Here is a 633-nt window from a genome sequence, read left to right as displayed (position 1 = left end):
CTCGCGTAACTAACGCATAATATAAGAATTCTAAAATCAAGGCTCTACCACTCGTAGGGCCTTTTTCATAAACCGCAAAGACGGGTTTGGAAGTCAGCAATGAACAAAGAAAAAAGAATAGAAATTCTTGAACGATTAAGAGAAAACAACCCCAATCCTGAAACGGAACTGAACTGGAGCTCTCCATTTGAGTTACTCATCGCTGTGCTACTTTCAGCGCAAGCGACCGATGTTAGTGTAAACAAAGCCACTGACAAACTCTTCCCCGTTGCGAATACGCCACAAAGTATTCTCGATTTGGGTGTCGACGGTTTGAAGGAATACATCAAAACTATTGGCCTGTTTAACTCAAAAGCAGAAAACACCATCAAAACCTGTAAGATCTTATTAGAAAAACATAATGGCGAAGTGCCTGAAGATCGCGACGCTCTTGAAGCTCTTCCAGGAGTCGGCCGTAAGACCGCCAATGTCGTGCTCAACACCGCATTTGGTTGGCCAACCATTGCCGTCGATACGCACATTTATCGCGTTTCGAATCGTACTAAGTTTGCGATGGGAAAAACGGTAGATGATGTCGAACAAAAACTATTAAAAGTGGTACCAAAAGAGTTCAAACTCGATGTGCACCACTGG

The 633-nt window shown here is 43.3% G+C and carries 1 protein-coding gene; it reads left to right on the top strand.

Going from position 1 to position 633, the window contains the following annotated elements:
* Positions 1 to 99: 99 nt before the first annotated feature.
* Positions 100 to 633: endonuclease III (gene nth, locus R8O10_RS25880; protein ID WP_318192050.1), on the top strand; the 534-nt coding region annotated here is incomplete at its 3' end.

It is taken from the genome of Vibrio sp. 1727, assembly GCF_033344415.1.
GTDB lineage: Bacteria > Pseudomonadota > Gammaproteobacteria > Enterobacterales > Vibrionaceae > Vibrio > Vibrio alginolyticus.
This window is presented reverse-complemented; position numbering and strand designations above follow the sequence as displayed.